Raw genomic sequence first — 946 nt, forward strand, 5'->3', positions numbered from 1 at the left:
TCGTCACGAATGGTTTTAATTACGCCTTCAGTCGCTTGCCCAATTTTAAGTGGCTTAAAGGCGTCGCTGTGGAAAATAAGCCCTAAGCTTTTTTCATTGATAACCACCTTAAAACCTAAATCTGTCTTAGCATAAACCAAACAATCTACCGTATCGCCTTCATTAAGGTAGGCACTAGATTCCTTTAAGAAATAGTGAAGTTTGGTAGCGCCTAGAATGCGCTGGGTTTTGTCATCAAAAAAGGTGTGAACAACGTAATACATACCTGGGTTAACAGGTTGGGCTTGGTAATCGTTGGGTATTAATAAATCGTTTTCTAAACCCCAATCGAAAAATGCGCCGAAATTGGTGGCAGACACCGCTTTAAGTACCTTGGTTTCGCCAACTTGAATAAGAGGTTTCTTCATGGTGGCATAAAGATCGCCGCGCTGATCTGTGGCTACAAATACGTCTATCTGCTGGCCATCTGTGAGCGAAGTCTCTACTTCGTCAATCGCCAGGGTAACAGTTTGCTGCTCATCAGCATCGTCTATTTCTATTACGCTGTCGTTTGCGCCATCGTTTTCGACAAGTGGCGCTAAAGCGTAGCCAAAAGGGTATTGGGCTACCACGCGTAATGTATTAATTTTTCCAATATTTATCATCAGCACTGACTTTTTAAAAAGAACAGGTAACATGATACTGGAATGAGGGTAAGAGCAAAACCATTATGAAGTTAAATTGCGATTTAGGTGAAAGTTTTGGCGCATGGTCAATGCCGGTGGAATCGGCCATTATGTCAGTAATTGATCAGGCGAACATTGCGTGTGGTTATCACGCTGGTGATCCGCTGGTGATGAAACAAGCTATATTTCTTGCGAAAACCCACGGTGTAGAAATTGGAGCACATCCCGCTTATCCAGACCTTCAAGGCTTCGGCCGGCGAAGTATGGCTATAGCGGCCGAC

2 protein-coding genes are annotated in these 946 nt (G+C 43.8%); one reads left to right on the top strand and one right to left on the bottom strand.

The window, feature by feature from the left end:
- Window positions 1-644: S1-like domain-containing RNA-binding protein (locus KL866_RS06720; protein ID WP_214994179.1), on the bottom strand; the 644-nt coding region annotated here is incomplete at its 3' end.
- Window positions 645-709: 65 nt separating this feature from the next.
- On the opposite strand from KL866_RS06720, the gene KL866_RS06725 reads away from it, so the two are divergent.
- On the top strand, window positions 710-946 hold a 237-nt coding region (locus KL866_RS06725), incomplete at its 3' end, for a LamB/YcsF family protein (RefSeq protein ID WP_214994181.1).

Source organism: Alteromonas sp. ALT199 (genome assembly GCF_018619335.1).
Taxonomy (GTDB): domain Bacteria; phylum Pseudomonadota; class Gammaproteobacteria; order Enterobacterales; family Alteromonadaceae; genus Alteromonas.